Origin of the sequence: Crassaminicella profunda (assembly GCF_019884785.1) — a bacterium.
In the GTDB taxonomy this organism is placed as follows: Bacteria; Bacillota; Clostridia; order Peptostreptococcales; family Thermotaleaceae; genus Crassaminicella; species Crassaminicella profunda.
Genome location: NZ_CP082326.1, coordinates 2397986 through 2424100, shown reverse-complemented (window position 1 = coordinate 2424100; position 26115 = coordinate 2397986). Strand labels below are relative to the sequence as shown.

Sequence of the window (26115 nt, the reverse complement as noted above, 5' to 3'; positions counted from 1 at the left end):
TTGTCCTTGATAAAGGATTATTTAAGGTGTGAGGACTTTTTTATTTGTTCTTAAACATTACAAAAATGTAAGTTTTCACATAATAAATGTAAGGTAATTAAATGGATTGGTTTTTTATTTCATTGTAGAATATAGTTAAAGATAGGACAATTCGTGTAGGAGGAGGGATAGAGGATGAAAAAGATAACCATTTTTCTATTAATATTCATAAGCTTTCTTATTGGAGTAAATAGTTATGCTTGCCAAATAAAAAGTGATAAGTATGTTATTGATGAAGATTTGATGAAACAAATTTCATCTAATATACCTAATTATACGAATATAGATCAAATTCCTAAGGATTTAAAAAATGCTATTGTTGCAGTAGAAGACAGAAGGTTTTATAAACATGATGGTTTTGATATGATCGGGATTGGAAGAGCATTTTGGGTAAATATAAAAGAAGGCAGCATTAAAGAAGGCGGGAGTACTATTACGCAGCAGTTAGCTAAAAATTTATTTTTATCTGGAGAAAAAACATATACTAGAAAATTAAAAGAGTTGATTTTAGCAATTAAGCTAGAAAATAGATATTCAAAAGAAGAAATTTTAGAAATGTACTTGAATGTTATTTACTATGGAGCAGGGGCTTATGGCATTCAAAATGCAAGTAAGATTTATTATGATAAAGATGTATGGGCACTTTCATTAGAAGAATGTGCAATGCTTGCTGGACTTGTTCAAGCGCCTAGTGCATATAATCCAAAAAAGCACTTTAAAAGAGCAAAGAAAAGGCAAGAAATCGTCCTTATGGTAATGGAGAAAAACGGATTCATCCATGAAAAAATAAAAGAAATAACTCAAAAGAAAATGATTATTATAGCTCAATAATGTAAAAAATGGTCAGGAGAAATTTCCTGACCATTTATTGAGTATGAAAAGTATTACCAATGGTATCTGCTGAAAATAAATATTAGACCTATAATGCCCAATAACGACAAGATTAGATTTCTTCCTCGATGCATACAATCCCTCCTAATAAATGTTAAAATAAAATAGTATACGTTTAAGTCGTTTGTAATATTACTATGATTGCAAGAAAAAAAGGTTAATATGATATAATAAAATCTATTGAAAGAATGTGCTTATACTATTTTTTATATATAAATATAGAGGATTTGAAGGAGGATGAAAATTTTGTATTTAGTAAGTGCCTGTTTAGCAGGAGTAAATTGCAGATATGATAGCAGTAATATATTGAATAAAAAAATTGGTCAGTTAGTTAAGGAAGGAAAGGCTATAGCCATATGTCCAGAGATGATAGCTGGTTTAAATACGCCAAGAGCTTGTTGTGAAATGGTTCAAGATCATGAGGGGCGCAAAAAAATTATTAGTAATGAGGGAGAGGATTTTACAAAAGAATTTATGGATGGGGCAATGAAAACTTTAGAAATTATAAAAACCATTGGTATAAAAAAAGCAATACTCCAATCAAGAAGTCCTTCCTGTGGGTATGGACGTATTTATGATGGAACATTTAATGGAACCTTAAAAGAAGGAAATGGTTTAGTAGCAGAGTTGCTAATAAAAAATGGTATCAAAGTTTACACAGAAAATGAACTTGAAAGAATATGAAATAAGAAAATGGTCAATTATACTGACTACATAGAGAATTAAATAAGTTTCTATTGAATTTATCAATTATTTATGCTTATATATATATTGAGACAATCATGTTTTTGTATTTTAGTGGATTTGAAAGTTACAACAAATATTTACATATAATGGAAAACACTCTGATTGAAGATTGAATATCTAAAAATACTAGTGAGGAGATTTAAGATGTATAATTTTAAGGAAATAGAAAAAAAACAATTGAATGATTTTAATAATGATGCGAAAGGTCATATTTTTCAGACATCTTATTGGGCAGATGTAAAAAAAGAATGGAAAGCTAAATTCTTAGGGGGGTATAATCAAAAGGGTGAGATTGTATTAACAAGTGTACTTATTTTAAGAAAAATTCCATATATGAATCAGTATATGGGATATATACCTAGGGGATTTCATTGTGACTATAGGGATAAAACCTTAGTTGAAGAATTTACAAAATTTATGAGAGACTATGCGAAAAAAAATAAAATAGCTTTTATATCTGTTGATCCAGATATACATATAAATGAAAATGAAAAATTAGTTCAATTTGGAAATGAAGTTAAGGACATGCTAATCCATATGGGATATAATCATAAGAATACAAAAAACTTTGAGAACATACAACCTAATTTTGTATTCAGGTTAAATTTTGATATGGAAAAGGAACTTGAGGAAAGAAAAAAATCAATTTTTGGTGACTTTTCAAAGAAAACAAAATACAATATTAAAGTGGCTGAAAATAGAGGACTTACTGTAGATGTTTATGATAAGGATAATATCACGGAGGAAATCATTGATAGATTTCATGAAATAATGGTCATTACAGGACAAAGAGATAATTTCATTACAAGACCCAGAAGTTATTTCAAAGATATGATTGAAAAAATTGCTCCTTTTTGTAGAATGTATATGGTTAAATATAATTATGATTTAGATTATGATAGAATTAAAGGAAAGCTTGATGGGCAAGAAAAGAATAAAGAAAGACTTGAAAAGAGAAAAAATGATACGCGAGCTATGTTGAAAAATGAGAAAGATGAAGAAAAAATAGAAAAGCATAATAAAAAGCTATCTGATATAGAGAAAAGAATTGCCGATAGCGAAAGACAAATAGTCAGCTTTAAAGAAAGAATTGACAGCATTGCAGCATATAAAGATAAAAGAGAGGTTTATGTAGCTGGAGCAATATATTTATATTATGGGGGCAAAGGATGGTATTTATACGGTGCATCTCATAATGAACTTCGTGATACAATGCCAAATTATCTAATGCAGTGGAAAATGATCGAAGATACCTTAGACTTAGACTGCTATATGTACGACTTTAGAGGTGTTTCAGGAGATTTAAATCCAGATAATCCACTCTATGGACTTTATAAGTTTAAAAAAGGCTTTAATGGAGATTTTGTAGAGTTTGTTGGTGAGTTTGACTTGGTTATCAATAGTTTTGTGTATAGTATGTTTAGATTTGCACTTCCTAAGTTCAAAAAAATTAGATCTAAGCTTAAAAAGAAAAAATAAAATTGAATAGGATGAACTAACCCCCTTTAAAGTAACTAATTTTCTACTTTAAAGGGGGTTTTTTATTGATGAAATAACCACATCCATGTAGGCATGATCTCAGTAGTGAACTTAAGTATTTGTATTTGACATTCAGTAAAAATATAGGGATGATTATTTGTTGTTAAATTTTTGTAAGGAGTATGCTTTTTCCAAAGGTCATATCCTTCACAAGCAAGATATAGGGGAGCAGATTTGTTCCTATCCCATATAGTATTAAATTTAGAGGCAGGTACATTGTTTTCTCCAACAAAAGGATAGACTTCTATGGTAAAACTAGGACGATTCAATGTTTGTATAAACCAATCCTTATAACCACCACCACTTGGATTTTTAGTAGGGTTTACTAATCTATAGCCTGTTATCTTTGATAAACTAGTAGCTATTTTTTTATCTCGTTTCAAATTTTCTGGTTTGGTTTTATAGTGCCAATATAAAATACGCCCTGAACTATGATAGGATACAGTTATTTCTGGATTGATTTCATAAGTAAAATCTACAAGAGCCTGAGCTTCTTTTGATACTAAAGGTGCTTGTCCTTTGTGATTTTTATAATAGGGCTTTGAGTGATTGTATTTAATATTTTCCCAATCAGCTGGATATTGTCTATTTAAGTCAATTCCATTTGCATTTGCCTTCCATCTTTTGAAATTTTTATTTCCATCATTCAGATCAATTAGTTTTTCATGGATTTCTTTTGGAAAAGAAGATAGGCCAAATTGCTGTAGGGTTACTCCATCGGGATTAACCATAGGGACAAACCAAATAGATACTTTATCAAGTAGATTATGGACATCATACCCATCTATAAAAGTATTTTTCTCATAAGCATTAGCATATTCATCAATGGTATACATTAATAGATTGCAGGTAATCCATTCTCTTGCATGGTGAGCACCATTTAAAAATATTGTTGCTTCACCATGACCTACCTTTACAGCCCATATTTCTCGATCATATTTGCTTTTTCCAATGGATTGGTAGGTGATTAAATCAGGATATTTAGTAGACAATATTTTTAAATCATTAGTTAAGTTTTTATAACTATATGTTTTATTAGGATTAACAATACTTATTTTTTCTCCAAAACTTATATTGTAACAATTAAATATAAGAAATAAAGTGAACATAATGGTATATATTTTTCTAGATTTCAAAATATAAAGTTCCCCCTTTAAGATATCCACATATAAAATAAGCTCTGTCTTGTTATGAAAACAGAGCTTATTTTAAGTAGACTGTGTCTTTTAGTAATTATTCATCTAATGAAGAAATGGCCACTTCTTTATCAATCATTTGGGTTTCACTGTATAGAAAAGGGTCAATTGTTTTTACATATTTTCTTTCAATATCTCTACCTACAAAGAAAGATGGGGTCATAATTTCTACTACAGTATCTACGTTGATTTCATGTTGGTCTGTAAGATCTACTAATAAAAATTGCATGTTTGCTTTACCAACTGTTTTCAGTGGTATATTTCCTACATAGACTAAATCTCGTGGTTTTTTATATCTATATAAGGATTTGAATGCACTCATCAATACGTCTTTTAATGAATAATTTTTAATTTCTCTTCCAACTTCAAAACCATCATAAAATCCTATTGGAATGATTCCAATGCGAATATCTTTTTTAGCTTTATAGGCAATTCCGTATCCTATGAATTCACCTTTTTTAATATGTCTTGTATCAATAATTTTCCCCATAAATCTGCCTGCTGTTTTGATGTTGAGCCCTTTTTTGTTAGCGATTTTTCCATATATGGCATTTCCTATTCTAACCATATTGAATCTTGCTTTAGGAATTTCAAGGGCAGCTTTGCTATTTGCCATATGGATAAATTCAATATCTATATTCTTTTCTTTTAGCTTAGTGATACAGCTATTAAAAATAGTTAATTGTTGATCTACATAAGCGTGATTATAAACAGCAGCAAAATGTGAAAAAACTCCTTCTAATGAAACATTTTCTAAATCTAAATAAGTGTCAATAAACTCATCTAGCTTTTCAGGAGCAAGTCCAAATCGATTCATCCCCGTATTAATTTTTAAATGAAATTTTACAACTTCATTTCTTTCTACTGCTTTTTTTGATAAATCTATTAAGTCATTCATGTTGTCAATACTAGGGGTTATATGAAAATCTAGTACTTTATCTGCATTAAAGTAGGGACTTAATATTAGAATAGGTTTATGGATGCCATGGTTTCTTAATTTAATTGCTTCGTATTCAAGTCCAACTCCTAAATAATCTACTTGATTTTCTATGGATTTAGCAACTTCCACTAATCCATGACCATAAGCTTCTCCTTTTACAATGGCCATAATGGATTGATTTTTCATTTCTTTTTTTATTTCTTCTAAATTATTGATGATATAATCAAGGTTTATTTCAAAAAAAGCATTACACATAAATTTCATCTCCTGTTTATGATCTTGATTGAAAGATTGATACTTTCATCAAACTTTCCCATATTAGTATAGCATACTCATTTGTGAACTTAAATTGTTTGAATACTATTTAGCATTATGAAATTCGACAAAATTATCTATATCCTTTATTATACTTAAAATATCTCCATATTTCTTTTGATTCATGCAATAAAATTTATTTAGAAAATAAGTTTTATTGGAGAGCTTACCTTGAATGAGAAAGATTCATATAGGGGTTTTGTTGAAATATAGGAGTATTTCGTATATACTGATGATGAATATTTAATTTTATAAGGGTTTGTTTTAAGCACATGTGAAGAGGGTTTTAGGGGGGAACAAATGAAAAAAAGAACGATTATATTATTGTTGGCAATTTATGCGGTTGTCTTATATTTTATTGTCTTGACATGTGTAGATATTGTAGCAGGTAAGTTAAGATTTACACATGAAAAAGATGGCCCAAATATTACATATTCTAATCAATTAATAAATAATTATGATATTGATGTTGATTTTGATCCAGAAAAAAAAATGTATCGTGCTAAACAAACAATTATATATGTAAATAATACAAATACTACTTTAAATGAAATATATTTTCATACCTATCCCAATACGTTTAAAAGTAAAAAAACAACGCCATATATAACCGACGAGTATGGGACTCCGTATACCAATGGATTTAGTAAAGGTGATTTTAAACTTCATAAATTGTTGGTCAATGAAGAAAAGGCAACTTATGATATCAACAAAGAACAGATTACTCTTTTACATATAAAGTTATCTAAATCTCTTAAGCCTAGGGAAAATGTTAAAATTTATATGGAGTATGAAGCCTCGTTGCCTCGAGCACAACAAAGATTTGGTTATGGGAAAGATACATATAATTTTGGGAATTGGTATCCTGCAGCAGCTGTATATGATGATACTGGGTGGAATCTTGACCCTTACTATAAATTTGGAGATCCCTTTTACAGTGATATTGGAAATTATACGGTAACCATTACAGGACCTAAGGAGATGATGATAGCCTCCTCAGGAAATTTGATATCTGAAAAAATAGAGAATAATAAAAAAATATGGAAGGTAGAAGCTGCCTTAATGAGAGATTTTGCTTTTATAGCCAGTAATGAATTCGTTAAATTAGAAAAAGAAGTAGATGGAATTGTTGTAAAAGGTTATTTTATAAGAGATGACAAAAAAGTAAATTCAGAGGCTTTAAAAGTTGCTTGTGATGCATTGAAAACATTTAATCGTATATTTGGAAAATATCCTTATGAACAATATTCAGTAGTAGCGTCAAATCACGTAGGGGGTATGGAATATCCTGGACTTGTTATGATTAATGAAAAGTTTTATAATGAACAAATATTGGATAGGCTTAAAAGAGTTGTTGTTCATGAGACAGCTCATCAATGGTGGTATGGTGTAGTAGGAAATAATGAAGTAGATGAACCATGGCTAGATGAGGGGATAGTAACATATTCTGAATATATCTTTTTTAAAGAAGTATATGGGAAAAAATATGGAGAAGACTATTTTAATAAATATATATATAATAGTTATAATAGTAAAAAAGGTAAATTAAAGGATGAAGTAATCGCAAAATCTTTAGATAAATTTAAAAATAATTCTGAATATCATGCATTAGCTTATAAGAAAGGAGCTATGTTTATGTATGATATAGAAAAGAAATATGGAGAAAAGAAAATATATAATATTTTAAGAAATTATTATATGAGTTATCAATTTAAAAATGCAACTACATATGATTTTCTAAAGATATGTGAAGAGATTACCAATGATGATTTTGATGATTTAGCCAATGAATGGTTGTATCAAAAATAATATAAGAAAGAGGAGATAGAATGAAATTATTTTTTATATCAGATATTCACGGGTCATTATACTATTTAAAAAAAGCATTAGAAATCTATGATAGAGAAAAAGCAGACTACTTAGTACTCTTAGGAGATGCACTATATCATGGTGCTAGAAATCCATTGCCAAAGGATTATAATCCAAAAGAAGTAGCAACCTTATTAAATGCATATAAAGAAAAAATCATAGCTGTGAGAGGAAATTGTGATAGTGAAGTAGATCAAATGGTGATAGATTATCCAATGATGGGAGATTACACAATGATTCTTCATAATAATAGAAGATTGTTTTTAACTCATGGACATATCTATAATAAGGATCATCTTCCAAACTTGAGTGAAAATGATGTTTTAATTCATGGTCATACACATATTCCTGTAGCAGAAAAATATAATTATATTTATTTATTAAATCCAGGCTCTATTACTTTACCGAAGGAGAATAATCCTCATACATATGGTATTTTAGAGAATAATTTATTTGAGATTAAGGATTTAGATGAAAATATAGTAAAATCAATTCAGTTATAATAAATTCCCCATAACTTTAAAGGTTATGGGGAATTTATTTATAATATAGAGATTACCCTTATGAAGCTTTGATTTTAAAAATGCACCTCTAAAATGAAGATTTTTTGCAAGTACAATTAATAAGGACAAGATCAATTGAATATATTTTATTGTATAATCTCATGAAAAGGTGATAAGATGCTAAAAAGATATGTTTTTATTACAATTAAAATAAACAAAAAACTTTTTTTTTCGTGTATTTTATTTATTTGTATGATATGCTTTTTTGTTACATGGAAAGACGAACCTTTAGCAACTGTTTTTCATTCTTCCATAAGGAGCAAAATCGTTATAGATCCTGGTCATGGTGGAATTGATGGTGGGACAGGAGAAAATTTTGGACTTTTAGAAAAAAATATAAACTTGAAAGTTTCATTAAAGCTAAAGAAATCTTTAATAGGTAAAAATTTTAATGTAATCATGACAAGAGATAAAGATGTTTCGTTAGAAGAGAAAAGTGATATAAAAGCATCAAGATATTTAAAAGATTTAGATGCAAGAAAAAGCATGATTAATAATAATGGTGATATTTTTACAAGTATTCATGTAGATGCCAATCCTGATAGTATAAAAACAAGAGGGGTTAAAATTTATTATTATCCTACGTCGACAGAAAGTAAAAGATTGGCCCAATCTATTTGTACATCTATAAACAATACAGTCTATAAAAGTTTTTTAAATATGAATAATACTAAAGCAGTTATTGTACCAGATGATTTTTATGTTTTAAGAGAGACGCAAATTCCAGGGGTTTTAATAGAAATAGGATTTATAACAAACCCAGAAGATCGAAAACTTCTTAGAAGTGAAAAATATAAAGCAAAAATTGCACAGGCAATTTGTAATGGAATCGTAAAATATTTTAAAGAATAATATAATATTGAATACTAAAAGAGTCTTCCTTGAGGTTAGTTTAAAGGAAGTCTTTTTTTGCAAAATGAAATAGGCATAGTGAGATATGAAAATATTGCTTCAATAGGAAAATGATGTATAAACATACATAAATAACATAGAATTAAAGCTTAATGCTGAGTTGAAATAAGTCGATAAATATTATAGAAATACAATGTTGAAAAAGTATAATAGTGAGAAATGTTAATCATTAGAAGGAATGGGTATAAATTAAAAAAAAGGAGGGTGGAGGCGTTTTAAAACTATAAAAATAGAGAGGGTGTGTACATGAAAAGCATAAAACTTAAATTAATCGCTATTTTTTCTGTATTATTATTCATTATGTGTACTGGACTTGGTATGATAGCTTACATAAAAGCGTCTAATACTTTATTAAGTGAGATAGAATATGCACTTCCACAGATGGCAAGAGAAGCATCAAAGGTTGTGGAAAGTCGTATAGATGGAGAATTTAGAGTTTTAGAAGAAATTGCAGGAAGAACAAGAATAGCAAATCCTTCTAATTCTATAGAAAATAAGCAACAAGCGTTACTGGAAGAAATTAAGAGAAATGGGTACTTAAGAATGGCTACTATTGATAAAAATGGAATAGCTACTTATGAAGATAATAGTACGAAAGACTTGAGTGAGCGTGAATACTTTAAAAGAGCATTAAATGGAGATCGGGCTGTATCGGATACAATTATTAGTAAAGTAGATGGCTCTATTGTTATTGCAATGGTTGTACCTATTAAATATAATAATACAATTACAGGGGTATTATTAGCTATTCAAGATGGAACTTTCATAAGTGATTTGGCAAAAGATATCAAGTATGGAGAAAATGGACATTCTTATGTGATCAATAAAGATGGTATGATCATTGGACATACGGATAGTAAATTGGTTTTAGATCAATATAATTTATTAAATGAAGCAAAAAATGATAAAAGTTTAGAGGAATTAGCAGGATTAACAGAAAAAATGATAGCAGGCGGGACAGGTGTAGGAACTTATGAATTTAAAGGTGAAGATAAGTATATGGGGTATGCTTCAATAAAAGGAACAGGGTGGTCTATTGCATTAACGGCTGTAACATCTGAGTTGCTTCATGAAGTACAGGTTTTAAAAACTTATATCATTATTGCAACGTTGGTTGTTTTAATCATTGGATGGATGGTTGCTTATTTTATTGGAAATTCTATTGCAAATCCAATTATTCAAGCTACAAAACAGGCGGAAATTTTATCTGATGGTGATTTTACAAAAGATGTTCCAAAGGAATTCTTAAGCAAAAAGGACGAAATTGGAAGGCTTGCAAGAGCTTTTGATAAAATGAAGAATAATTTGAGTCATTTAATTAGGCGTGTTGCTGATTCTTCAGAGCAGGTTGCAGCATCTTCAGAAGAACTTATGGCAACAGCCCAGCAATCAGCAGTAGCTTCAGAAGAAGTGGCTAAGACCATTGAAGAAATTGCTAAAGGTGCAATGGATCAAGCAAGAGATACGGAAGAAGGAGCATCTAAAACCCTAGAACTTGGAGAAATTATAGAGTTAAATCAACAACATGCAAAGCAATTAAATGATGCATCTTTAGATGTAATAAAAAAGGTTCAAGAAGGATTAAATATTATCAATGATTTGATTTATAAAACAGACGAAAGTTTATTGGCATCAAAGGAGATTTATGAGGAGATTATAAAAACAAATCAAAGTTCAGAAAAGATTGGACAAGCCAGTATTACCATTGCTTCTATTGCAGAACAAACAAATTTATTGGCATTAAATGCAGCTATAGAGGCTGCAAGAGCAGGAGAAGCAGGTAAAGGATTTGCAGTAGTGGCTGATGAGATTAGAAAACTTGCAGAGCAGTCAACTGCATCAACAAAAGAAATTGATATAGTTGTGAAAGAACTACAAGAAAATTCTCAAAAAACAGTAATAATGGTTGAAAAAGTTTCTAAAGTTACAGAAGAACAATCACAAAAGGTGAAAATAACAGAGCAAAAATACAATGAAATAGAAATTTCAATAAAAGAAGCAGTCGTATTAATTAGGAAATTAAATGATGCTGAAAAAGAGGTTGAATATAAGAAAAACCAAATTATAGATATTATTCAAAATCTATCTGCTGTTGCTGAGGAAAATGCTGCTGGTACAGAAGAAGCTGCGGCTTCTACAGAAGAACAGACGGCTTCTATGAATGAAATTGCTAGTGCTAGTGATGGCTTAGCTCATTTAGCTCAAGACTTACAAGAAATCATTAGCAAATTTAAATTATAAAATATAGAGCATCTCTTGAAAATAGAGATGCTTTTTTATATGCTAATGGTATGGAATTTAAAAACAGGAAGGAAATGAATGATGACAAAGAATGATTATATGAAAAATAATTATAGAAATATAGCTAATCAATTTTATGAAGAAAACCAATTGATGAAAGCTTTGAAATTTTATCATAAAGCATATAGGCTTGAAGGGGGAAAAGAAGATGTTGAACTATTATTAGATTTAGGGTTATTGTATGATGAACTAGGAGATTATAAAGCAGCTAAAGAAAAGTATAAGGAAGTTTTACAAATAGATGTTAAAGAAGCTAGAGCCTATTATGGTTTAGCAATTATATATGATCATCAAAAGGAATATAAAAAGGCTATTGATTATTATCATAAAGCTATTGATGTGGATGCTAGTTATGATCGTGCATACTTTTTCTTGGCAGATGCATATGATCAAATTGGAGATAAAGATGAAGCTATATGCTATTATAAAAAAGTAATTGACCTTGAACCTGAAGATATTTGGGCATATATCAACTTAGGATCTATTTATGAGGAGTTAAATCAAAATGAAATGGCTTTGGAAATGATGAAAAAAAGTCTTGAAATAGATGCAAATCATTATATGGGATTATTTAATATGGGTGTTATTTTGAAAAAATTAGGACAAAAGGATGAATCCATATATTATTATAGAAAATCTATTGATCAAAATCCAAATTATCCCTATAGTTTTTTGAATTTAGCCGTTCTTTATAAAGAAGAAAAGGAATATAAGGAAGCTATCAAAGTAATTACAAAAGGGATTGAGTATAATTCAGAAACTTGGGTCTTATATTATAATAGAGGTTGTTTTTATATTCATGAAAATCTTTTGGAAAAAGGGCTAAGAGATATTATTAAAGCAACTAGATTATATCCAGATGTAATTGATTATATGAAGAAAGATAAAGAAGTAGATCCTATAAGAGGATTAAAAGCTTATAAGATTATGTTTGAGTAAAAAATGTTATATTAGGATATTTAGAACATAGCTTATTTTTGGTATAGAAAAGTGTATAAATAGATGAAAAACGTCTGCTAATGAATTATTCATTAGTAGACGTTTTTTGTCTGTTCCATATATTTTTTTCTAATAGGAATAATACGGTATTTGAACAAATAAATCCTAGAATGATGCCAGCTAATACATCCGAAGGATAATGTACGGTTAAATATATTCGTGAAAATCCGATAAATATAGCTAATAGCATAATTGGAATTGCAAATATTTTATTCTTGATCATTTTTACTAAGGTAATTGCTGTAGAAAAAGCTGTTATTGTATGGCCAGAAGGAAAAGAATATGAAGATGGTGCATGAATAAGCAAATGAATATATGATAATTCTACAAAGGGTCTAGGACGTTGAATTAGAGGTTTTAATATAAGTAGTCCTAAAATGGCACTAAGGAGCAATGCACAAGTAGCAGCCAAACCCATTTTTCTATGTTTTTTAGTTCGTAAAAGAATTAAAATAATAATAATCCAGATGAAACCACCATTCCCTATGGTGCTAATAGGAATCATTATTTTATTTAAAAAGGGAGACTGAATATAGTTATAAATATAGTCTATGATACTAATATCAATGTTTTTTATAAATTCAAGCATAATATACTCCTCCAATGGTGATAATAATATTTTTATAATATTTTAACATAATAAAATAAAAAGAAACAAGTAATAAAAAATAAATGTAGGAATTGAGCTTTTGTTGTCGAATACAATAAATGGAATAGGAGGTGAAAAAATGAAAGAACTAGAAATCAAAAAAGTAAAAGCTGGAAGTGCTTTTAAAGTAACAATGTATTTTGCTATTATACCTGTAATTATTATGATAATTGTAGGGATTATCGCCCTTTTAATTGGTGCAGTTTCTGGATCAAAGGAACCTATGTTCTTTGGAATTGGTTATATGATTATGTCCGTATTAATGATAGGGATTTATGGTGCTTTTGGAGCATTATTTGCTGTGCTTTATAATGTGTTAGCAGGTAAATTTGGTGGTCTTGAAGTGGTTATTGATGATCAACAAGAAGACTTAAAAGAGTACATGTAAAAATGATTTGAAGAAAAATTAAAAAATCAGGCTGAAATTTAGCCTGATTTTTTAAGTATCTAGATTTTTATAAGCTGTGTTTAACATTTTTTTGGACAATCTCAATAGCTTCAACGATTTTTTGAATGACATTTACCTGAAATTGTCTGCTTAGTTCATTGGATTTTGCAAAAGCTTTTCCCTGTTCACTAGCTACATATAAAGGTGGCAAATTATTTAGGGTTAATGCTTTTATATCTTTAATACATTTATCACAGGTACATATATGATTATATTTTTCTAAAACAGATGGTAATAAATGATTTACAATATCCTCCATATAATTTTTGGGCATTCGTCTCTCACCTTTCGTTATAAACAGATCTATAGAAAATTTGATGTTTTTATGAACCTATAATAATAAAACTATTTTTATTTTACACCATTTCAACAGTGAAGGTTGTTATATTTTGTCGAGAATTTCTTCTTTATTATAGATACAAGAAAATGATTAGAAAAATAAGTATTCAAATATTAAAGTGAGAAAACATAAAACTCAGAAAGTATAGGTGTATTTAAAAGACTATGAGTGGTTATAGTACTCATAGTCTAAGTAATTGATTTGTTATTTTACACTTTCGTTTTAAAATTTAGTGGTGGTAATGTAGCATTGTGTATAAACTGAAAATATGATTTTATTACATCTGGATATAGTTTTCGATCAAGGGGCGTTAATTCATGATCAAAGTATACTGAAATACGAAGTTTTTGTGCTTTTGTTTCTGTTGAAACGATTTCATCAAGGTCTATTTCATAGGATGATTCTAACCTTTCTGATGCTGCTATTAAAGTGTCTATATTTTGGGATTGATTGGATGTCATTAAAAAAGATTTGAAGCTTTCCTTCTTCATTTTATCACTCCATTCTCAAAAGTCTAAATATTCTATATTGTGTATATTCTATATATATACAATAAATCCTTTTTTATACAAAAAAGAAACCTATTCCTTAGAGTGAACTTGTTTCCTTAAAGCAAAACATAGAAACTTCAGGTGGAGACGCTACTCCACCTGAAGGAGAAAATTTTAATTTCCTACTTATAGAAGTGGGAGTCTTGTAAATTGATAAATTCTTGATATAATCAATATAACCATAGCTGATTAGAAGTTGTATGGATGAATAATCATATTTAGGTGGAGGTAGAAAATGGAGATTGTTTCTTTAATAGAATGTAAAGATTATGAATACAACAAAGTAAGAGCATGTATTAAAAAAACCTTTGACAATTTGGGAGGTATTGAAAAATATATAAGCAAAGGGGAATCTGTTCTTCTAAAAGTAAATTTACTTATGAAAAAAAGACCTGAAGAAGCTACTACGACACATCCCAATTTTGTTAAAGCTTTAGCAGAAGAGTTAATAGAATATGGTGCAAAAGTAATTATAGGAGATAGTCCAGGGGGGCCATTTAACGCTAAAATATTAAAAGGAATTTACAAGGTTTGCGGTTATGAGGAATTTGCAAAAGATTTGCCAGTCGTATTAAATTATAATACGAATTCAGTAGAAATTAGCAATAATGATGGATTAATCTTAAAAAAAATAACAGCTATTGAAGTATTAAAAGAAGTAGATAAAGTTATATCTGTATCTAAGTTAAAAACCCATGGAATGATGTTGTTTACTGGAGCAGTAAAAAATATGTTTGGAATTGTTGCAGGACTAGAAAAAGCAGAATATCATGTGCGTATGCCAAATAATATTGATTTTTCAAATGCTTTAGTAGATATTTGTTTAGTTTCTAAGCCTATTTTATCATTTATGGATGGTATAGTTGGAATGGAAGGGGCAGGCCCTAGTGGAGGAGATCCCAGAGACATAGGGGTTGTGATTGGGTCTACTAGTCCATATCATTTAGATGTAGCAGCCACAACGATTGTTGGAATAGAACCTACTAAAGTACCAACTATTGAAAGGTGCGTAGAGAGAGAATTATGCAAAGGTAATTTTGAAGATATAGAACTAAAAGGTGATGATATAAAGAATTTTATATTGAATGATTTTATTGTCCCTGAAATAAGAAGCTTGGATTTATTAGAAGGGAAAATTCCTAAGTTTTTAAGAGATATTTTAAATGGACTACTGCAACCAAAACCAGTATTTATCCATGATAAATGTATAGGCTGTAGTGATTGTGCAAAAAATTGTCCACCCCGTGTGATAGAAATGGTCAATAAAAAACCTATAGTAAATTTAGACGAATGTATACGATGTTTTTGCTGTCAGGAATTATGTCCAGTACAAGCTGTTGAGATTCATCGACCATTGCTTATGAAATTATTGGCTAAGTTATAGATCTGATAAAGTTTTAACTTTCCTTATTATGATGAGGAAAGTTTTTTTTATGAAAATTTTAAAAAATTCATTAATAAAAAGACAATGGTAAAAATATACATAAAAAGGAAGGAAATAGAATATTGCCATAGAATTATTAATATAAACTATGAATTTCATAGAAGTTTTTTTAGAGATGGCATTTTGATTAAATATACATAATATTATATTCATCCAGGTGGGGTGATGAATATGAAAATTTGTATAAGTAAAGAAGAAATAGGGTATGGGTAAGACTTGATATTTTTTACCAATTCGGATTTCAAAAAACAATGACGTTGGTAAAAAATACCAAATAGGAGTAGGGTGATCTGTGAAATTTCAAGAAAATTAAGAAAAATGCATTTGGCATGATATTTGCTTATATAAGATAATGAGAAGTTAAATAAAAAAAAGGAGGTGAAAGAATGAAACATATAGGTACAATTTGTGGAACTGCTATCGCAGGGATGTTTGTTATGAGTGTTTGGGGAGCATTTTCAGATGCATATGGAATAGCTGGTGGATGGTTTGCAGGATTGGCTATTATTGGAATTATGTGGTTCTTGAATCATTTTCTAGGTGTTCATAACAATGATGGGGCATGGATAGATATGGCCCTTGGAATTGGTGTATGTGGAACCATGAGAGATGTATTTAGACATGGTGTGGATGCAGGTATTTCTTCATTACCAACATTAGGCGTTGTGATTGTTGGAGCAATCGTTGGTGGTTTGACAGCTTACAAAATAGAAGTGTATTTAGCTGAGAAAAAAGAGAAAGAAGAATCAGCAGCATAAAAAAGTATTTGAAAGGAGGTAAATATATGACATTTCCTCATATGGTAACAACTTTTGCAGGAGCATTCATTTTTCCTTTCTTACTTCGATTATGTGTAGGGAAAATGGTTGACGAGTGGGGTTCTATAGCAGGATGGATGTTTGCAGCATTTGTTGTTGGGACTACATGGAGCTTAACCCATGGGGTAGGGTTTATTTTCCAATCAGGAACTGCCTGGATAGATCAGGCTTGGGCAGGAGCATTTGGATTGTTTGTAGCATCTGCAGCAGCAGGGGATCACGTTGGAAAAGGATTAACAAACGGAGTTTTCGCAATTATTGGAGGAACAATAGGTGGATTTATACTCTCATGTCTTTAAATTTAATCTCTAGGGCTTTTAAGCCCTAGAGTTTAAAAATAGGAATCATTCTTTATAGCATATTTCATATTTTTGGTATAGAAGGTTTTACATAATTCAAAGGGGGAAAGATGATGGATAAAAAATACATATTAGCTTTAGATCAAGGAACAACAAGCTCAAGAGCAATATTATTTGATCATGATGGAAAGATTGTAAAGGTTGCTCAAAAAGAGTTTACACAAATATATCCAAAGCCTGGCTGGGTTGAACATGATGCCATGGAAATATGGGGAACACAAAGTGGTGTAGCTAGAGAAGTATTAGAAATTGCTGGTGTAAAACCAGATGAAATAGCAGCAATTGGTATTACGAATCAAAGAGAAACCACTGTAGTATGGGACAAATTTACTGGAAAACCTGTTTATAATGCAATTGTATGGCAATCTCGCCAAACAGCAAGCATTTGTGATGATTTAAAAGCAAGAGGTCTTGAAGAATATATTCGTGAAAATACAGGACTTGTAGTGGACGCATATTTTTCAGGGACGAAGGTTAAGTGGATTTTAGATCATGTTGAAGGAGCAAGAGAGAAGGCTGAAAAAGGAGATTTATTATTTGGTACTATGGATACATGGCTTATTTGGAATTTGACAAGAGGAAAAGTACATGTAACAGATTATTCAAATGCATCAAGAACTTTATTATATAATATTAAAGACCTTAAATGGGATGAGAATATTTTAAAAGAATTAGATATACCTAGTTCTATGCTTCCGGAAGTAAAACCATCTAGTGATGTTTATGGATATACTGATCCAAAAACTTTTGGTGGAGCACAGATTCCTATCGCTGGAGCTGCAGGAGATCAACAAGCAGCATTATTCGGTCAGGCTTGCTTTACTCCAGGTATGGCAAAAAATACATATGGAACAGGCTGCTTTATGCTCATGAATACAGGGAAAGATATGATTCCATCTAAGAATGGACTACTTACAACGATTGCTTGGGGAGCAGATGGTGTAGTTGAATATGCTCTTGAAGGAAGTATCTTTGTTGCAGGTGCATCTATTCAGTGGCTTAGAGATGAGTTAAGATTAATTGATCATGCAAAGGATAGTGAATATTTTGCTACACAAGTTAAGGATACAAATGGTGTATATGTAGTACCTGCATTTGTTGGTCTTGGAGCACCTTATTGGGATATGTATGCAAGGGGGACTATTGTAGGTCTTACTAGAGGAGCAAACAGAAATCATATTATTCGTGCTACCCTTGAATCTATTGCATATCAGACAAGAGATGTATTAGAAGCAATGCAGGAAGATTCAAGTATTGATCTTAAGGAGTTAAAGGTTGATGGTGGTGCTGTTGCAAATAACTTCTTAATGCAATTCCAGTCTGATCTATTAAATGTACCTGTTCAAAGACCAGAGGTAATTGAAACAACTGCTCTTGGAGCAGCATATCTTGCAGGTCTTGCAGTAGGTTTCTGGGAAAGTAAAGAAGAGATTGCTAAGAAGTGGAATATTGATAAAACATTTAATCCAGAAATGGATGAATTAGAAAAAGAAAAATTATATGCTGGTTGGAAGAAAGCAGTAAATCGTTCATTAAAGTGGGAAGCAGCAGAAGAAAAAGAAATGGCTGAAGAAGCTGCTGCATCAAAAGAATAAAATAAAAGGAACATTTTTAAAAGTCATGCATATAGTATAGTAAGAGAACTTTATATTGAAGGCCGGAGACTTGGAGAGCCGTACGAATTTAACCTATGGGAACGTAGGTTAGTTTCGTACGGTTTTTCATATATGGCTTTAGGAGGGATATAAATGTATGATGTAGCCGTCATAGGGGCTGGTGTAGTAGGTACTTTTATTGCAAGGGAACTATCTAGATATAAATTACGGATTGTTATCTTAGAAAAGGATAATGATGTGGCAAATGGTACAACAAAGGCAAATAGCGCAATTGTACATGCAGGATATGATGCAAAGGCAGGAAGTAATAAAGCAAAATTCAATGTTTTAGGAAATGCTATGTTTGACAAGGTATGTGAAGAACTTGATGTACCTTTTAAAAGGATTGGATCATTAGTAGTTGCTTTTAATGAGGAAGATTTAAAGACGATTCAAGATCTTTATGAAAATGGAGTAAAAATAGGGGTACCCAATATGGAGATCATTGATGCAAAAAAAGTAAAAGAAATGGAGCCTAATTTAAATGATCATATTGTAGGAGCTTTGTATGCACCTACAGCAGGAATTATAGGACCCTTTGAGTTAGCAATAGCATTAGCAGAAAATGCATTAGATAATGGAGCAGAATTGCTTTTAAACAATAAGGTAAAAAGAATAGAAAAAAATGAAGGTGGATATAGAATTTATACAAATGAAAATGAAATAGATACAAAATATGTAATAAACTGTGCAGGGCTTTATTCAGATGATATTTATAATATGGTAGCAGATAGTCATTTTAAGATTACACCTAGAAGAGGACAATATTATTTATTAGATAAAAGTGAAGGCGGTCTTGTTAAAAGAACGATTTTTCAATGTCCTACAAAACTAGGAAAGGGAGTATTAATGAGTCCTACTGTTGATGGAAATATTATCATTGGACCTGATGCACAGGATTTAGATGATAAGGAAGCTAGAGAAACTACAAGAGAAGGTCTTTCATTTATAAAAGAAAGGGTAATGAAAAGTTGCAGTAAAATAGCATTAAAGAATAATATAACTACTTTTGCAGGTTTAAGAGCTGAACCGAGTACAGGAGATTTCATTATTGAAGAATCTAAAGAGGTAAAAGGATTTATTAATGTTGCAGGTATAAAATCTCCAGGACTTTCTTCTTCACCAGCTATTGCAAGCTATGTAGTTGAATTAGTAAAAAATATGGTAGGAGATCTTGAAGAAAGAAAAGATTTTAATCCAAAGAGAAGAAAAAAAATTCGATTTGCTGAATTAAGTGATGACGAAAAGATAGAAATAATCAAAAAAGATCCGAGATACGGAAGAATTATTTGTAGATGTGAAAAAATCACTGAAGGAGAAATTGTAGATGTCATTAATAGAAATGCTGGAGCTAGAACGGTAAATGGTGTTAAAAGAAGAGCAAGGCCAGGAGCTGGAAGATGTCAAGGGGGATTTTGTGGACCGAGAGTAATTGAAATTTTAGCTAGAGAATTAGGAAAAGATATGAAAGATATTGTAAAAGAAGGAACGAATTCATATATGCTTACAGGTTATACAAAAGAAACCAGTGAATATGAGAAAGCAAAAGATTTAGTGGCGTCTTCTCGTGATGAAGAAAGTAGGAGGTGATTATATGTTAAACTATGATATTGTTGTGATTGGCGGTGGTCCTGCAGGTCTTGCTGCAGCTATAGAAGCTAAGAAAAATGGGGTAAAAAATATTTTGGTAGTTGACAGAGATCGAGAATTGGGAGGAATTTTGCAGCAATGTATTCATAATGGGTTTGGCCTCCATGTCTTTAAAGAAGAATTAACAGGCCCTGAATATGCAGATCGTTTCATTAATGAATTAAAGGAGATGGACATAGAATATAAGTTAGACACAATGGTATTAGATATTGATGAAAATAGAGAATTAAGTGTTATGAATACAAAGGACGGATTTATGAAAATAAAAGCAAAAGCAATTATTTTGGCTATGGGATGCAGAGAAAGAACGAGAGGGGCAATTGCTATACCAGGAACAAGACCTGCTGGAGTATTTACTGCAGGGACCGCTCAAAGATATATAAATATGGAAGGATATATGGTAGGAAAGAAAGTAGTCATATTAGGATCAGGAGATATAGGTCTTATCATGGCAAGAAGACTTACATTAGAAGGTGCTAAAGTGTTAGCTGTAGCTGAATTAATGCCATTTTCAAGTGGGCTTACAAGAAATATTGTACAATGCTTAGATGATTATAATATTCCACTTCTCCTTAATCATACAGTTACACAGATCAAGGGAAAGGATAGAGTAGAAGCTGTTGTGATTGCTGAGGTAGATCATAAGAAAAAAATAATTTCAGGAACAGAAAAAGAATATACTTGTGACACATTACTTTTGTCAGTAGGATTGATTCCAGAAAATGAATTATCAAAGAGTGCTCATGTGAAGTTAGCTCCTGTAACAGGTGGACCAATGGTTAATGAATCTATGGAGACCACTGTAAAAGGTATTTTTGCATGCGGGAATGTTGTTCATGTACATGATCTTGTAGATTGGGTTACAAAAGAAAGTCAGAAAGCAGGAAAAAGTGCAGCCAAGTTTATAAAGAATCAATTAAAAGATTCTGTAGACACCGTGAAAACGCTTGCAGGAAATGGGATTGCTTATATCGTTCCCCAAGTTATCAGACCATCTAATATTGAAAATACATTGGACTTACTCATGAGGGTGAAGGATGTTTATAGAAACGGTAAATTGATCGTTAAAGGGGATGGAAAGATAATAAAAGAAATGAATAAAAGACATATGGCACCAGGAGAAATGGAAAGAATAAGCATACCTTCAAGGTTATTTAAAGAGAAAAATATTAGGGAAATATCTGTGGATGTTGTAAAGGCAGGTGAATAGGATGGATAAAAAAGAAATTATTTGTATTGTTTGTCCAATGGGCTGCAGACTTACCGTAAGTAAAGAGGAAGATGGTTATAAGGTTACAGGAAATACCTGCAAAAGAGGAGAAGCTTATGGGGTAAAGGAGATGACAAATCCTACTCGAGTGATTCCTACTACTGTAAAAATAAAAAATGGATTTTTAAAAAGGCTTTCAGTAAAAACAAATAAACCTGTTCCCAAAGAACTGATTTTTAAATGTATGGAAATCATCAATGGTGTTGAAGTGGAAGCACCAGTTAAAATAGGTGATGTGATTATTCATAATATATTAGGAACAGGTATAGATGTAGTTGCCACAAAAACCATGGAAAAAATACAGTGAAAAAATATGGATATGGGGGGATGCAAGTGAGAATAGCAAATTTTTCTTCTGTTAATCAAAGAAAAAGTGTAAAAAAAGAGGATATCAGTTATTCTCATTTATTTGATTATTTTGTAGATGGTGTGTGCATTATTAATGAGTTTGGAAATATAGAATATATGAATAGGGCTTATGAAAAAATATTTCATGTAAATGGATTTTTGCAGGAAGGAAAAAGTATTTTTGCAACTAAAAATGATGAACTTATTTTAAATGCCTTTCGTAAAAAGAAAAATTTAAAAGGGAAAATCCGTCTTTGTAAAGGATCAATGGAAATTGAAGGATCTGTTTCTCCATTGTATGAAGGGAATCAGTTTAAAGGAGTTATTGCTATCTATAGAAAAGATGATACAAAAGACGAGAAAACCAATATATTGGAACTTCCTACTTCTTTTAATCAATGGGATTTTGAGCTTGATAAGCCCTTTGGAAAGATTATTGGTAATAGTCCCTCTATAAAAAAAGCCCTTTTAAGAGCTCAAAAAGCTTCAAAAATTTTATCAACGGTTTTGATCAGAGGAGAAAGTGGAACGGGAAAAGAGTTAGTAGCTAAAGCTATTCATGAAAACAGCCAAAGAGAGGCAGGGCCTTTTGTTGCCATAAACTGTGGCGCTATTCCATCTGAGTTATTAGAGTCAGAGCTGTTTGGTCATGAGCAAGGGGCTTTTACAGGGGCTTTAAAAAGAAAAATTGGAAAATTTGAAAGAGCCAATCATGGCACCGTATTTTTAGATGAAATAGGAGATTTGCCTATGGAAATGCAAGTGAAACTCCTAAGGATATTACAAGAGAAAGAATTTGAAAGAATTGGTGGAAATGAAGTCATTCATGTGGATATTCGAATTATTGCAGCTACAAACAAAAATTTAGAACACATGATGGATGAGGGGAAATTCCGAGAAGATTTATATTATCGATTAAATGTAATTCCTATATATTTACCTCCTCTTAGGGAGAGAAAGATGGATGTTCCTTTATTGATTGAATACTTTATAAAAAAGATTTCAAAAAATATGGAAGTAGATCCTGTAAAGTTGACAAAAGAAGCTGAAGCATGTTTGGCTGCATATAAATGGCCTGGAAATATAAGAGAACTTCAAAACACGGTGGAAAGAATCATTGCCCTAGCAGATGAGCCTCTTATAGATGTTGAACATATACCAAGAAATATATCTAATATTTATAAAATGTATGCTAGAGATCAAGAATCTACTGGCTTAATCAATATGAATAAAAAGGGTGCTTTAGCAACATTAGAAGAATATGAAAAGGAAATAATAAAAATGGCATTAAACACTTTTGGAAGTTTTAATGCAGCAGGAAACGCATTAGGGATTACACATAAGACGGTAGCATCAAAAGCAAGAAAATATAAAATTATAGAAAATGAGAGCTAATAAAAAAAGAAAATTCTTTGAGGGGACAAAGAATTTTCTTTATTTTTTAAAATGTATTTTTGATTCAGTTCCAGCCAATAATCTTTTTATATTTGCTTTATGTTTGTAAATAACAAAGGAACCTAAACATAAAGCATATAGTATAAAGGGTATAGGCTCTTTAAAAATAAAACACAAAATTGGAAATGAAGCAGCTACAGTAATAGAAGCTAAAGAAACCATTCTTGTAAGTCCTGTAATAGAAAAATGGATAATCAACAATATAACGCCTATAAGGGGATATAGAGCAAAAATTGTTCCACCAGCAGTAGCAACCCCTTTGCCGCCTTTAAAACCTAGAGAAAAGGGATAACAGTGACCAATGACTACAAAAGTAGAAGCAATAGCTCCACCTTGACTGCCTAATAATTTTTCTCCAATAAGGGCAAGAATAAATCCCTTTAGGAAGTCTAGTATAAAAGCAATGGCGCCTGCTTTTGGGCCTAGTGTTCTAAGGACATTCGTAGCACCAGAATTTCCACTGCCATGTTTTCTTATATCAATATTTCCTATAAATTTTGCAGTAATGTAAGAAAAAGGAATGCTTCCAACTAGATATGCTACGATTACTAATAAAATATATTTTGTCATGTGTATACCTCCTTTTATACTATTTTATCATCATTTGGCAAAGAGCAGTATAGAAATTTAAAATATTTTATTAAAATATTTTAAAAAATGTGCTCTAAGGTCATGGATAGCAAGATGGTTGTTTGTTTAATCAAGTTGTTTTACTAAGTGGAAGAGAAATAACAAATCTACAACCATTTTTGTAATCTGAATCTAAGTATATTTGCCCCTCGTGTTTCTCCATAATTTTTTTAGTAATAGCTAGTCCCAATCCAGTTCCTCCAGATTTAGTATTTCTTGAAAGATCCGCACGAACAAAAGGCTCGAAGATAACGGGTACAAACTCTTTGGTAATGCCAATGCCAGTATCTTGTATAATAATGATTGCATTATTTTTAGAAACCTTCATTTCTAAATAAAGGGTGGTATTTTTTCCACTATATTTAATGCTATTTGTAATTATATTTCCAATGGCTCTTTCTATTTTTTGCTCATGAATAAGGCACCATATTGGAAACTCAGGAATTTCAAAGGTATATGCCATATGATTTGTTTCTAGTTCTGGGATATAGCTGATTAAGATTCTTCTCAATAGTTCACATAAATTTTTCTCTTCTTTCATGAGAATCTTTTCTTCCATTTCCATTTGAGATAATTCAAATAAATCTTGAATAAGGTTGTTTGCTCGATTACTATTAGTGAGAATAATATCTAAATAATTATCCTTTTGCTCAGTAGATAAATCATCACTTGAGGAAAGGGTTTGAGCATATCCAGCTATATTGGTTAGTGGTGTTTTTAGGTCATGAGATATATCTAAGATTAATCTTTTTCTATTAGATTCAGATTTTTCTCTAAGACTTATTTCTTCTTGAATTTTGCCTGTCATTTGATTAATTGCATCTCTTAATACGCCTAATTCATTTTTTGATTCAAAATTGATTTTATTACAATAATCTCCGTCACTAATAATTTTAACTCCTGCTAGTATGTGATTGATTGGTTGTACAATTTGAATAGAGGTTACCTTTGCATAAAGAATGATTGCAATGATTAAGCTGATGATAAAAAAACTTCCCGTAAATATGAAGATATCGATAAAATTTTTTTCAGGAGGAAGATAAATTAACAAAAATTCATTTTTATGCTCTGGATAATAGACCATAAAGCCATAAGGATCATCAAAAATCATTTCATTATAATGTTTTTGCGAATAGGTATAACCTATTTTATGGGAACTATTATAGGCTGAAAGTACGGTTAAATGATCATCTATATATTCTAAATAAGCATTTTCGGGAAGATATTCTAATTCAAATGCTTTTTTCATTCCGTGGTCCAATGTATTTTTATAAACACGTTCGATATCAATCTCAGAAGTGATATACATGGAATTTACATATAAGTAATTAGCGATAAAAGTAAAACCAATAATTACAAGAAGTAAAACAAATAAAAAGCTATAATTGATTAAGAATTGTTTGGAGATGCTGTTACTATGAAATAAATTGAGTTTGTTTTTTAATTTATTCATTGACTTTTTCCATTCTATACCCTATTCCTCTGATGGTTTTTAAATATTTTGGATTTTTAGGATCATCTTCTATCTTTTCTCTTAGATGGCTCATGTGAACCATAATCGTATTGCTATCTCCATGATACAATTCTTCCCAGACTATTTCATATAATTGTTCTTTGGTATAAATACTGCCCAGATGTTTCATAAATACAGATAATAATTTAAACTCTTTTGGATTAAGATTGATCAAAATATCTTTTTTCTTTACTATATAGTTTGTTAGATCTAAAGAAATAGAACCATTGGTTAGAATGTCTTTAGATTCTTTACTTGAATATTTTATGTATCGTCTTAATTGGGCTTGTACTCTAGATATAATTTCAATGACACTAAAGGGTTTTACCACATAATCATCTGCCCCTAAGCCTAATCCTAATACTTTGTCAGCATCTTCACTTCTAGCAGTAAGCAGGATTACAGGAATTTCACTGGTTTCTCTGATTTTAGTAAGCAAATTAAATCCATCTATTTTTGGCATCATTACGTCTAAAATCATTAAATCTATTTCTTCCTTATTAAATAATTGTAATCCTTCTAAGCCATCAAAGGCTTGAAAAACCGTATATCCTTCTTTGGTTAGATGTAAAGAAAGAAGATTGTTAATATCTTCATTGTCTTCTGTGATTAAAATATTAATTGGCATGTATGTACTCCTTTCCCCTAAATAGTATTCTATAAGATTTTATCAT

General features: G+C 30.6%; 25 protein-coding genes. 17 read left to right on the top strand and 8 right to left on the bottom strand.

Annotated elements, in window-relative coordinates:
* Nucleotides 1–174: 174 nt before the first annotated feature.
* The 3 genes from K7H06_RS11520 to K7H06_RS11510 all read left to right on the top strand — a co-directional run bounded on the left by K7H06_RS11520 (nucleotide 175) and on the right by K7H06_RS11510 (nucleotide 3156).
* On the top strand, nucleotides 175–870 hold the full coding sequence (locus tag K7H06_RS11520) for a transglycosylase domain-containing protein (RefSeq protein ID WP_223036195.1): 696 nt from the start codon (nucleotides 175–177) through the stop codon (nucleotides 868–870).
* 306 nt (nucleotides 871–1176) lie between these two features.
* Nucleotides 1177–1614, top strand: a complete 438-nt coding sequence (locus K7H06_RS11515) for a 2-thiouracil desulfurase family protein (protein ID WP_223036194.1) — start codon at nucleotides 1177–1179, stop codon at nucleotides 1612–1614.
* Between the two features lie 207 nt (nucleotides 1615–1821).
* On the top strand, nucleotides 1822–3156 hold the full coding sequence (locus tag K7H06_RS11510; protein WP_223036193.1) for a peptidoglycan bridge formation glycyltransferase FemA/FemB family protein: 1335 nt from the start codon (nucleotides 1822–1824) through the stop codon (nucleotides 3154–3156).
* A gap of 62 nt (nucleotides 3157–3218) precedes the next feature.
* On the opposite strand, the gene K7H06_RS11505 is transcribed toward K7H06_RS11510, so the two are convergent.
* Complete coding sequence (locus K7H06_RS11505) at nucleotides 3219–4352, bottom strand: M14 family metallopeptidase (RefSeq protein WP_223036192.1); 1134 nt, start codon at nucleotides 4350–4352, stop codon at nucleotides 3219–3221.
* 97 nt (nucleotides 4353–4449) lie between these two features.
* Complete coding sequence (gene alr, locus K7H06_RS11500) at nucleotides 4450–5607, bottom strand: alanine racemase (protein ID WP_223036191.1); 1158 nt, start codon at nucleotides 5605–5607, stop codon at nucleotides 4450–4452.
* A gap of 360 nt (nucleotides 5608–5967) precedes the next feature.
* Here alr and K7H06_RS11495 point away from each other — a divergent pair, with 360 nt between their 5' ends.
* The 5 genes from K7H06_RS11495 (at nucleotide 5968) to K7H06_RS11475 (ending at nucleotide 12251) form a co-directional block, all read left to right on the top strand.
* On the top strand, nucleotides 5968–7476 hold the full coding sequence (locus tag K7H06_RS11495) for a M1 family metallopeptidase (protein WP_223036190.1): 1509 nt from the start codon (nucleotides 5968–5970) through the stop codon (nucleotides 7474–7476).
* A 20-nt stretch (nucleotides 7477–7496) separates the two neighbouring features.
* The gene (gene yfcE / locus K7H06_RS11490) at nucleotides 7497–8039 is read left to right on the top strand and encodes a phosphodiesterase (RefSeq protein ID WP_223036189.1); all 543 of its coding nucleotides are present in this window, start codon (nucleotides 7497–7499) and stop codon (nucleotides 8037–8039) included.
* A 177-nt stretch (nucleotides 8040–8216) separates the two neighbouring features.
* Nucleotides 8217–8951: an N-acetylmuramoyl-L-alanine amidase family protein gene (locus K7H06_RS11485; protein ID WP_223036188.1), complete on the top strand. Its 735-nt coding sequence runs from the start codon at nucleotides 8217–8219 to the stop codon at nucleotides 8949–8951.
* A 306-nt stretch (nucleotides 8952–9257) separates the two neighbouring features.
* Nucleotides 9258–11252: a methyl-accepting chemotaxis protein gene (locus K7H06_RS11480; RefSeq protein WP_223036187.1), complete on the top strand. Its 1995-nt coding sequence runs from the start codon at nucleotides 9258–9260 to the stop codon at nucleotides 11250–11252.
* Between the two features lie 78 nt (nucleotides 11253–11330).
* Nucleotides 11331–12251: a tetratricopeptide repeat protein gene (locus tag K7H06_RS11475; RefSeq protein ID WP_343216785.1), complete on the top strand. Its 921-nt coding sequence runs from the start codon at nucleotides 11331–11333 to the stop codon at nucleotides 12249–12251.
* Between the two features lie 85 nt (nucleotides 12252–12336).
* Here K7H06_RS11475 and K7H06_RS11470 read toward each other — a convergent pair whose 3' ends face one another.
* Complete coding sequence (locus K7H06_RS11470) at nucleotides 12337–12900, bottom strand: phosphatase PAP2 family protein (RefSeq protein ID WP_223036186.1); 564 nt, start codon at nucleotides 12898–12900, stop codon at nucleotides 12337–12339.
* 139 nt (nucleotides 12901–13039) lie between these two features.
* Here K7H06_RS11470 and K7H06_RS11465 point away from each other — a divergent pair, with 139 nt between their 5' ends.
* Complete coding sequence (locus K7H06_RS11465) at nucleotides 13040–13348, top strand: hypothetical protein (protein ID WP_223036185.1); 309 nt, start codon at nucleotides 13040–13042, stop codon at nucleotides 13346–13348.
* Between the two features lie 67 nt (nucleotides 13349–13415).
* Here the strand turns inward: K7H06_RS11465 and K7H06_RS11460 are convergent, their stop codons facing one another.
* A complete protein-coding gene (locus K7H06_RS11460; RefSeq protein WP_223036184.1) occupies nucleotides 13416–13682 on the bottom strand; it encodes a late competence development ComFB family protein in 267 nt (88 codons plus the stop codon).
* A gap of 275 nt (nucleotides 13683–13957) precedes the next feature.
* Nucleotides 13958–14239: a hypothetical protein gene (locus K7H06_RS11455; RefSeq protein WP_223036183.1), complete on the bottom strand. Its 282-nt coding sequence runs from the start codon at nucleotides 14237–14239 to the stop codon at nucleotides 13958–13960.
* 295 nt (nucleotides 14240–14534) lie between these two features.
* On the opposite strand from K7H06_RS11455, the gene K7H06_RS11450 reads away from it, so the two are divergent.
* From K7H06_RS11450 to K7H06_RS11415, 8 genes are all read left to right on the top strand, one after another.
* A complete protein-coding gene (locus tag K7H06_RS11450) occupies nucleotides 14535–15683 on the top strand; it encodes a DUF362 domain-containing protein (protein ID WP_223036182.1) in 1149 nt (382 codons plus the stop codon).
* A gap of 446 nt (nucleotides 15684–16129) precedes the next feature.
* Nucleotides 16130–16501: a Lin0368 family putative glycerol transporter subunit gene (locus K7H06_RS11445; protein ID WP_223036181.1), complete on the top strand. Its 372-nt coding sequence runs from the start codon at nucleotides 16130–16132 to the stop codon at nucleotides 16499–16501.
* Nucleotides 16502–16527: 26 nt separating this feature from the next.
* Nucleotides 16528–16860 (top strand): Lin0368 family putative glycerol transporter subunit, encoded by a 333-nt coding sequence (locus K7H06_RS11440; protein WP_223036180.1) that lies wholly within the window; start codon nucleotides 16528–16530, stop codon nucleotides 16858–16860.
* Between the two features lie 113 nt (nucleotides 16861–16973).
* On the top strand, nucleotides 16974–18515 hold the full coding sequence (gene glpK / locus K7H06_RS11435; RefSeq protein ID WP_223036179.1) for a glycerol kinase GlpK: 1542 nt from the start codon (nucleotides 16974–16976) through the stop codon (nucleotides 18513–18515).
* A gap of 153 nt (nucleotides 18516–18668) precedes the next feature.
* Complete coding sequence (locus K7H06_RS11430) at nucleotides 18669–20165, top strand: NAD(P)/FAD-dependent oxidoreductase (protein WP_223036178.1); 1497 nt, start codon at nucleotides 18669–18671, stop codon at nucleotides 20163–20165.
* Nucleotides 20166–20169: 4 nt separating this feature from the next.
* A complete protein-coding gene (locus K7H06_RS11425; protein WP_223036177.1) occupies nucleotides 20170–21435 on the top strand; it encodes an NAD(P)/FAD-dependent oxidoreductase in 1266 nt (421 codons plus the stop codon).
* A gap of 1 nt (nucleotide 21436) precedes the next feature.
* Entirely contained in the window at nucleotides 21437–21802 is a 366-nt protein-coding gene (locus K7H06_RS11420) for a DUF1667 domain-containing protein (protein ID WP_223036176.1), read from the top strand.
* Between the two features lie 26 nt (nucleotides 21803–21828).
* A complete protein-coding gene (locus K7H06_RS11415; protein WP_223036175.1) occupies nucleotides 21829–23238 on the top strand; it encodes a sigma-54 interaction domain-containing protein in 1410 nt (469 codons plus the stop codon).
* A gap of 39 nt (nucleotides 23239–23277) precedes the next feature.
* On the opposite strand, the gene plsY is transcribed toward K7H06_RS11415, so the two are convergent.
* The 3 genes from plsY to K7H06_RS11400 form a co-directional block, all read right to left on the bottom strand.
* The gene (gene plsY, locus K7H06_RS11410; protein WP_223036174.1) at nucleotides 23278–23868 is read right to left on the bottom strand and encodes a glycerol-3-phosphate 1-O-acyltransferase PlsY; all 591 of its coding nucleotides are present in this window, start codon (nucleotides 23866–23868) and stop codon (nucleotides 23278–23280) included.
* A gap of 130 nt (nucleotides 23869–23998) precedes the next feature.
* Nucleotides 23999–25381: a sensor histidine kinase gene (locus tag K7H06_RS11405; RefSeq protein ID WP_223036173.1), complete on the bottom strand. Its 1383-nt coding sequence runs from the start codon at nucleotides 25379–25381 to the stop codon at nucleotides 23999–24001.
* Entirely contained in the window at nucleotides 25374–26063 is a 690-nt protein-coding gene (locus K7H06_RS11400) for a response regulator transcription factor (RefSeq protein ID WP_223040011.1), read from the bottom strand. Before K7H06_RS11400 ends, K7H06_RS11405 begins: the two co-directional genes overlap by 8 nt.
* Nucleotides 26064–26115 lie beyond the last annotated feature (52 nt).

What these genes read in the sequence shown, in the direction of transcription:
- K7H06_RS11520 (WP_223036195.1), top strand. Translation starts at nt 175, where the DNA reads ATGAAAAAGATAACCATTTTTCTATTAATATTCATAAGCTTTCTTATT.
- K7H06_RS11510 (WP_223036193.1), top strand. Translation starts at nt 1,822, where the DNA reads ATGTATAATTTTAAGGAAATAGAAAAAAAACAATTGAATGATTTTAAT.
- alr (WP_223036191.1), bottom strand. Translation starts at nt 5,607, where the DNA reads ATGTGTAATGCTTTTTTTGAAATAAACCTTGATTATATCATCAATAAT.
- K7H06_RS11495 (WP_223036190.1), top strand. Translation starts at nt 5,968, where the DNA reads ATGAAAAAAAGAACGATTATATTATTGTTGGCAATTTATGCGGTTGTC.
- yfcE (WP_223036189.1), top strand. Translation starts at nt 7,497, where the DNA reads ATGAAATTATTTTTTATATCAGATATTCACGGGTCATTATACTATTTA.
- K7H06_RS11485 (WP_223036188.1), top strand. Translation starts at nt 8,217, where the DNA reads ATGCTAAAAAGATATGTTTTTATTACAATTAAAATAAACAAAAAACTT.
- K7H06_RS11480 (WP_223036187.1), top strand. Translation starts at nt 9,258, where the DNA reads ATGAAAAGCATAAAACTTAAATTAATCGCTATTTTTTCTGTATTATTA.
- K7H06_RS11475 (WP_343216785.1), top strand. Translation starts at nt 11,331, where the DNA reads ATGATGACAAAGAATGATTATATGAAAAATAATTATAGAAATATAGCT.
- K7H06_RS11470 (WP_223036186.1), bottom strand. Translation starts at nt 12,900, where the DNA reads ATGCTTGAATTTATAAAAAACATTGATATTAGTATCATAGACTATATT.
- K7H06_RS11465 (WP_223036185.1), top strand. Translation starts at nt 13,040, where the DNA reads ATGAAAGAACTAGAAATCAAAAAAGTAAAAGCTGGAAGTGCTTTTAAA.
- K7H06_RS11460 (WP_223036184.1), bottom strand. Translation starts at nt 13,682, where the DNA reads ATGCCCAAAAATTATATGGAGGATATTGTAAATCATTTATTACCATCT.
- K7H06_RS11455 (WP_223036183.1), bottom strand. Translation starts at nt 14,239, where the DNA reads ATGAAGAAGGAAAGCTTCAAATCTTTTTTAATGACATCCAATCAATCC.
- K7H06_RS11450 (WP_223036182.1), top strand. Translation starts at nt 14,535, where the DNA reads ATGGAGATTGTTTCTTTAATAGAATGTAAAGATTATGAATACAACAAA.
- K7H06_RS11445 (WP_223036181.1), top strand. Translation starts at nt 16,130, where the DNA reads ATGAAACATATAGGTACAATTTGTGGAACTGCTATCGCAGGGATGTTT.
- K7H06_RS11440 (WP_223036180.1), top strand. Translation starts at nt 16,528, where the DNA reads ATGACATTTCCTCATATGGTAACAACTTTTGCAGGAGCATTCATTTTT.
- glpK (WP_223036179.1), top strand. Translation starts at nt 16,974, where the DNA reads ATGGATAAAAAATACATATTAGCTTTAGATCAAGGAACAACAAGCTCA.
- K7H06_RS11430 (WP_223036178.1), top strand. Translation starts at nt 18,669, where the DNA reads ATGTATGATGTAGCCGTCATAGGGGCTGGTGTAGTAGGTACTTTTATT.
- K7H06_RS11425 (WP_223036177.1), top strand. Translation starts at nt 20,170, where the DNA reads ATGTTAAACTATGATATTGTTGTGATTGGCGGTGGTCCTGCAGGTCTT.
- K7H06_RS11420 (WP_223036176.1), top strand. Translation starts at nt 21,437, where the DNA reads ATGGATAAAAAAGAAATTATTTGTATTGTTTGTCCAATGGGCTGCAGA.
- plsY (WP_223036174.1), bottom strand. Translation starts at nt 23,868, where the DNA reads ATGACAAAATATATTTTATTAGTAATCGTAGCATATCTAGTTGGAAGC.
- K7H06_RS11405 (WP_223036173.1), bottom strand. Translation starts at nt 25,381, where the DNA reads ATGAATAAATTAAAAAACAAACTCAATTTATTTCATAGTAACAGCATC.